This is a genomic window from Lysobacter sp. 22409, from assembly GCF_052045105.1.
In the GTDB taxonomy this organism is placed as follows: Bacteria; Pseudomonadota; Gammaproteobacteria; order Xanthomonadales; family Xanthomonadaceae; genus Lysobacter; species Lysobacter antibioticus_B.
Genome location: NZ_JBQEOE010000030.1, coordinates 48,905 through 55,877, shown reverse-complemented (window position 1 = coordinate 55,877; position 6,973 = coordinate 48,905). Strand labels below are relative to the sequence as shown.

Genomic DNA, 6,973 nt, shown 5'->3' with positions numbered 1-6,973 from the left:
TAGCGGACGGAAGCTCTGCTCTTGCTTGAGAGACACGCCGGAGGCCGCGAGAACGCGGTCGCGACTTGCGTCGCTCCTACCCTTAAAGCGGCGACCACTACACCTCAACCTCGCGCTGCTCCCGGCTGGAGCCCAGGGTAGGAGCGGCGCGAGCCGCGACCGCGCTGTCGCGGGTTTGCGGCGTATCGCTCAAGCAAGATCTAGATCTAGATCAAACGCCTAAAGCTTCCGCCACTAAAGCGGCGGGTAACTTTCTTTTGTCTAAAGCAACAAAAGGCCGCCTGGATTCCCTTCGGTCAAAAGTCACCAAAGAAAAATGCTTTTGCTTTGAATCACAGGCCCGCACGAGCGGTGCCTCCGCGGGGATTTTTCATACGGGACATCCCTGTCCCGATGAAAAACGGCCCGCATCCTTGCGGGCCGCCCTCCGGGTCTTCGATTGCCTTCGCGAGTGCTGGGCGACGCACAACAACAGCAACAGCAACAACGCCGCCATCGAATATCGAATATCGACGGCACAGCCTAAGGTTTCAGCCGGAATGAAAGATGCGACGCCAACTTGGCTACGAGTCGCGGCTTACGCCGCTCCTACAAGAGGGCAGCCAACATCCAGACGAGAACTCTCCATCGGGATCTGCGCCCCTTCTATCGCGAGGATTTCGCCACCGCCACATCGCGCTGCCAATAGCCACGCAACTGCTCGCGTTGCCGCAGGCTCAGCCCTTCGGTGCAGGCCTCCAGCAACTCGCTCGCAGCGGCCGCATCGCCGGCCGCCCAGGATTCCCGCGCCGCCTCCAGCAGGGCGCGGCGGCGTACGTCGAGGTTGCCGAACGGGTCGAACCAGGAATCCACGCGCGCGACATCCTTGACTCCGGTCCAGGCGAAACGCGCATCGCCGGCGTCGGCGGCGATGGCGCGGTAGCGCGCGATGGCCTCTCCGCGCTCGATCCGGCCTTGCAGCAGATCCAGGCGAACCTGGAACAGCCGCGCCTGCGGCGTTGCGCCGGCGGCTTCCAGCGCCGCCACCGCGCGTCCGACGTAGCCGTAATCCACCGGACCGGCTACCGATTGCTGGCCGAGCAGATTGAAACTCGCAATCGCGGTGCGGTACTCGATGCGGTCGTGCGCCGCGATCGCCTTGGCATCGGGGCGGCCCAGCGACGACGGCTGCACCAGGCGCACGCCGGGTTCGTCCTTGAGGATCGCTTCGATATCGTGCTTATGGAATTCGCCCACGACCACCACCACCGTGCCGCCCGGATGCGCACGCGCCGCGGCGGCGATGCGCTGCGCCTGCAGATAGGTGCGGTAGAGATAGAGCCGGCGCGGCAGGTCGTGCTTGGCGCGGGAGGCCGGGGTCGCGGCCCAACTCGCCACTTTGGCCAGCTTGGCCGGGTCGTCGGCATGGAAGAAATCGCGCATCGACGCTTCTTGGCCGAAGGCGAGAAAGCCCATGAAACCCTTGGCCGGACGCAGCTCCGGCGGTGCGTCCAGGCTCAGGCCGAAGCCAAGCCGCTGGTCCTCCGCCGGCGGCTCCCAGTCGATCGGGCACAACTCGATCCCGTGCCGGCGCGCGAACGGCACCGCCACGTCCTGTACCTCGTAGGTGAACTCGTAGAAGTCGCCGCGCGCGAACGCTTCCGGCGCACGCTCGATGCAGATCGCATCGGGCTTGGCGCGATCGAGGAACGCGTCCAGCAGTGCCGGCTGGTCGCGCTCGGACACCAATTGCGCGGCGTGGTCGACGCCCAGCACGATCACCGTCGCCGGCGTCGCGCCGGCCTGCGCGCCGAATGCCTGCGACGGCAACAGCAACAGCACCGCCAACCACCACTTGCTCATGTGCGCTCCGCTCCGATCCGACGACCCGGCCACGCTGTCACGGCACGGCGGCGCGTGCCCGTGCCGTTGGTCGCGGTCGGTCGCGCTACTGCTGACGCAAGGCTTCGATCGGGTCGAGCTGCGAGGCCTTGCGCGCCGGGTAATAGCCGAAGAACAGGCCGGTGGCGATCGAGAAGCCCGCCGCCAGGGCGATGATCTGCCCGTTCAAGGCGATCGGCAGGGCGCCGAACTTGCCGACCAGGATCGTGCCGACCACGCCGATGGCGATGCCCAGCGCACCGCCGATCAGCGAGATCAGCATCGCCTCGGCCAGGAACTGGCGCTGGATGTCGCTGGGGCCGGCGCCGACCGCCATGCGCAGGCCGATCTCGCGGATGCGCTCGGTCACCGACACCAGCATGATGTTCATGATGCCGATGCCGCCGACGATCAACGAAATCGTCGCCACCGCGCCAAGCAGCAGGGACATCAAACGCGTGGTCTGGGTGCGGGTGGCGACCACCTCGGCGATGTTGCGCACGCTGAAGTCGTCGTCGCCGCCGGGCTGGATCTTGTGGCGCTGGCGCAGCAAGCCTTCGATTTCCTCTTGCGCATAGGCCACGTCCTCGGCGCGGCCGACGCCGACCGCGATCTGCATGACCGCACCGGTCGGCAGGCCCATCGCGCCCAGCAATCGCCGGCGCCCGGTTTCCAACGGCACCAGCACCACGTCGTCCTGGTCCTGGCCGAAACCGCCCTGCCCTTTCGGCTTGAGCGTGCCCACCACGGTGAACGGCACGCGCCCGAGACGCACGGTCTGGCCGATCGCGTCTTCGTCGCCGAACAGTTCGCGCCGCACGGTTTCGCCGAGGATCACCGACTTGGCGCCGCTGCCGTAGTCGCGCGCCTCGAAGCTGGCGCCGGAGGCGATGGTCCAGCCGTTGATGTCGAAGAAATCCGCCTGCACGCCCTGCCACTGCGTCGACCAATTGTTTTCGGCGTAGACCGCCTGGGTGCCGCCGCGCAACGAGGCGGCCACGTACTGCACTTCCGAGACTTCGTTGCGGATCGCCTCGCCATCGGCCTCGGTCAGGGTGAAGAAACTCGAGGAACTCAGGCGCACGCCGCCGCTGCCGCGTCCGCCGCCGCCCGAACTGATGTCCAGCCGATTCGAACCCAGCCCCGAAACCAGTTTGTCGATTTCCGATTGCGTGCCCTGGCCGACCGAGACCATCACGATCACTGCGGCGATGCCGATGATCACGCCGAGCGAGGTCAGCGCGCTGCGCAGCCAATTGCCGCGCAGGGCGAAGATGGCGGTGCGCAGGACTTCCATGAAACTCATGCGCCGGCCTCCTGCACGTGCAGTTCGCCGTCGCGCATGACGAAGGTGCGGTCGGCGTGCGCGGCCACGTCCGGGTCGTGGGTGATCAGCACGACGGTGTGGTCCTCGGCCTGCAGACGCTTGAACAGGGCGAGGATCTCCTCGCCGGTGCGGGTGTCGAGCGCGCCGGTGGGTTCGTCGGCGAGCAGGATCGGCGGACGGTTGATCAGCGCGCGCGCGATAGCCACGCGCTGCTGCTGGCCGCCGGACAATTCGCTCGGCCGATGGCCGGCGCGGCCGCTGAGGCCGACCGCGTCGAGCGCCTGCTGTGCGCGGAGCATGCGCTCGTCGCGCGGCACGTTGGCATAGCCCATCGGCATCGCCACGTTCTCCAGCGCGCTCATGCGCGGCAACAGGTTGAAGCCCTGGAACACGAAACCGATCTTGTCGCGGCGCAGGATGGCGCGCTCTTCGGCGTCGAGGCTGGCGACGTCGATGCCGTCGCACAGGTACACGCCGCTGGTCGGCGTGTCGAGGCAGCCGATCAGGTTCATCAGGGTCGACTTGCCCGAACCCGACGGCCCCATGATCGCGACGAACTCGCCGCGCGCGATCGACATCTCGACGCCGTGCAGGGCGATCACTTCGGCCTCGGTGCCGGGCGAATAGACCTTGCCGAGCGCGCGGGTCTCGATGACCGCGGTGGCGTCAGCGATGCCGCCGCTCATTTCGTGCCGCGCCCGCTGCCGACCACGATCTCGTCGCCTTCCTGGATGTTGCCCGAGACTTCGGTCCAACTGCCGTCGCTGGCGCCGACGCGGACCACGATCTGTTCCGGCTCGCCCTTGACCAGCTTGTACAGCGGTACGCGGCGCGCGGTGACCAGGTTGGCGATCTCGGCATCCCACTGCTTGCGCTGGGCCTCGTCGAGCATGGAGCGGAACGAGCCGAACTGCTGGTTGAAGCGTTCCTGCATGCGCTGGCGCGCCGCGCCGGAGACGGCGCCGCCGCTGCGGTTGCCGCGGTTGTTGTTGCCGCCACCACCGCCCGGGCCGCGCCCGCCGCCGATGATGATCGGCGCGCCGCCACCGCCGCCCGGCGCGGCCGCAGTCGGCACCGCAGTGCGCGCGGCCATGCGTTGCTTCATCTGCTCCAGCGCGGCGTCGAACGCCGCCTGCTGGTTCGTATCGAGCTTGAGCGCCTGGGCCACCCGCGGCAGGTCGCCGCTGAGGCCGCCGCGCGCGCCGCCGGCCGGACCGTTCGCGGCGCCCGCACCGGCCGCTTCGTCGGCCGGCTTGTAGCGCAGCGCGGCATTGCTGACCCGCAGCACGTCGTCGCGGCGGCTGACCTCGATCTCGGCGTTGGCGGTCATGCCCGGCAGCAGCACGCCGTCGACGTTGTCGACCGAAACCACGACCGGATAGGTGATGACGTTGCTGGTGTTGGTCGCCGACAACCGTACCTGCTGCACGGCGCCGCGGAACTGGCGATCGGGAAACGAGTCGACGGTGAAGTTGACGCTTTGCCCCGGCTTGACCTGACCGATGTCGGCCTCGTCGATGGCCAACACGATTTCCATCTTCGACAGGTCTTCGGCGATCTGGAACAACACCGGCGATTGCAGGCTCGCGGCCACGGTCTGGCCGGGCTCGATGCTGCGCGTCAGCACCACGCCGTCCACGGGTGCGCGGATCACCGTGCGCTGCAGGTTGAGGCGCGAAGTCTGAGTCGAGGCGATCTGCTGGTTGATCTGGGCTTCGGCGCCGGCCAACTGGGCGCGGGCCTGGTCGCGCGCGGCGCGGGCCAGGTCGGCGTCGCTGCGCGCGACGAGCTGGTTCTTGGCCAGTTCCGACTTGCGCTGGTAGTCCAGCTCGGCATTGCGCAGGGTCGCCTGCGCGGTGGCGAGGCTGGCGCGGGCGTTGCTGACCTGGGCCGAGCCCTGGGCGATCTGCGCTTCGTAGGTGGCCGGGTCGATACGCGCGATCACCTGCCCCTTGGTCACGCGGTCGTTGTAGTCGGCCAGCACCTCGGTGACCTGGCCGGAGATCTGGCTGCCGACGTCGACGGTCGAGATCGCCGAAAGTGCGCCGGTGGCCGAGATCGCGACGCGGATGTCGCCGCGTTCGACCTTGGCGGTGCGATAGGCGCCCGCGGCGTCCTCGGCATTGCGCTGACGGTAGTAAGTCCAGGCGCCGCCGGCCACGGCCAGCGCCACCGCCGCGGCGACGATGCGCTTGGGCCACGGCGATTTGCGGCGCCCGTTGTTGTTCGTCGCGGGTGAGGTCGGCTTGGCTGCGCTCATGGGACTCGGATCGTGGGCTATGAAGGCGCGAACGCGCGTGGCTGAATGCGGTTGACAGCGCTCGCTGCATTGACCGCATCGGGCACGAACGGTTCAGTTTCCGCCACGGTCGGTGCAGGCGAAGCGAGCGCTTGGCGGCAAGCGATTCTGCACAGGGATTCGCCAGGGCGCGAAAGCGTCGCAGCCGGCGGCCGGGCTCAGGCGCCGGGTCGGCGCGGCAGCGGCGGCATATGGGTGCTCAGGGTGGCGCTGCCGGGGCGGAAGCGGATCACCGCGGTGGTGCCCTGCTCGGGCGCGCTGGTCAGGGTGACCGGCCAGCCGAAGCGTTCGCCGAGCCGGCGCACGATCGACAGGCCCATGCCCTTGCCGTCGCCGACCGAGAAGTCGGCGCGGTAGAACGGGGTGAAGGCCTTGGTCAGGGTTTCCACCGACATGCCGATGCCGGTGTCGCGGATCTCGATGCTGTCGCGGCTCAGGCGCACGTCGATGCGGCCCTGGTCGGTGAAGCGCACCGCATTGCTGAGCAGGTTGCCGACCATGACCCCGAGAGCGTGCGGCGGCGCGGTCAGGCGCGGCCCGCCCTCGTCGTAAAGATGCAACTCGACCGGTTTGCCGTTGAGCAGCGGCAGGATCCGCTCCATCTCGTTGTCGACGATGTCGCGGACCAGGAAATCTTCGGACTGCGGCTCGACGTCGGACTCGCGCGCCAGGATCAGGAAGGCGTCGATCACCGCCTCCATGTCGCGCCCGGCGCGTTGCACGCGCAGCAACGAGCGTTGCGCGCGCAGGGGCGTGTCGGGGTCGGCCAGCATCAGGTCGGTGGCGACCCGGATCACCGTCAACGGCGTGCGCAGTTCATGGCTGGCGTCGCGGGTGAAATCGCGCTCGCGCTCGACGAAGTCGCTGACTCGTTCGGCCAGGCCGCTGAGCGAGCTCGACAAGCGGCGCACTTCGCTGCCGGGGTCGTAGGGGAATTTGATCGGCTCGATCAGGCTGGTGTCGGGATCGCGCGGATCCCATTGCGAGACCACGTTGGCCAGCCAGCTCACCGGCGAGACCAGTCGCTTCGAGGTGCGGTAGGTATGCCAGGAAATCAGATACGTCGTCAGCAACGACAGCAGCAGCGAGAACAGGCCGGTGTAGAGGATCGCCTCGTCGATCAGCTCGGTGGCGTAGATCATGTAGAAGGTGCCGGGCTCGCGCCGGTCCACCAGCACCACCCGGCCGCCGCCGGGCAGGTTGTGCAGGCCCGAGTCGACCCCGCGGATCACCATCGGCAGCAGCGAGTCGCTGGCGCCGGTCGGGACGAAATGGCCGCGCGTGGTCGAGGTGCGCGGCAACGGATAGTTGGGGTCGCGGATGCGCCCGGCCCAGTAGTCGTCGGCCTCGCGCTGCATGCGCTGTTCCAGCACCACGTGGCGCACCGCGAGTCCCGCCAGGAGGATGCCCAGCGTGATCGCGATGCTGCCGATCAAGGCTTGCAGAATGAACGCGAGCTTGATCTTGCGCGGTAGCCCCTGCGGCAT

At 68.2% G+C, this 6,973-nt stretch carries 5 protein-coding genes; all 5 read right to left on the bottom strand.

Translation table 11 applies throughout. The features are described from left to right. Nucleotides 1-645 precede the first annotated feature (645 nt). A complete protein-coding gene (locus tag ACTJJK_RS15495; RefSeq protein WP_440730651.1) occupies nt 646-1,842 on the bottom strand; it encodes a hypothetical protein in 1,197 nt (398 codons plus the stop codon). A gap of 85 nt (nt 1,843-1,927) precedes the next feature. Beyond that, entirely contained in the window at nt 1,928-3,166 is a 1,239-nt protein-coding gene (locus ACTJJK_RS15490; RefSeq protein WP_031373581.1) for an ABC transporter permease, read from the bottom strand. Further along, complete coding sequence (locus ACTJJK_RS15485; protein WP_031373580.1) at nt 3,163-3,873, bottom strand: ABC transporter ATP-binding protein; 711 nt, start codon at nt 3,871-3,873, stop codon at nt 3,163-3,165. Before ACTJJK_RS15485 ends, ACTJJK_RS15490 begins: the two co-directional genes overlap by 4 nt. Further along, nucleotides 3,870-5,447, bottom strand: a complete 1,578-nt coding sequence (locus ACTJJK_RS15480) for an efflux RND transporter periplasmic adaptor subunit (protein ID WP_440730650.1) — start codon at nt 5,445-5,447, stop codon at nt 3,870-3,872. Before ACTJJK_RS15480 ends, ACTJJK_RS15485 begins: the two co-directional genes overlap by 4 nt. A 197-nt stretch (nt 5,448-5,644) precedes the next feature. After that, entirely contained in the window at nt 5,645-6,973 is a 1,329-nt protein-coding gene (locus ACTJJK_RS15475; protein ID WP_051885307.1) for a sensor histidine kinase, read from the bottom strand.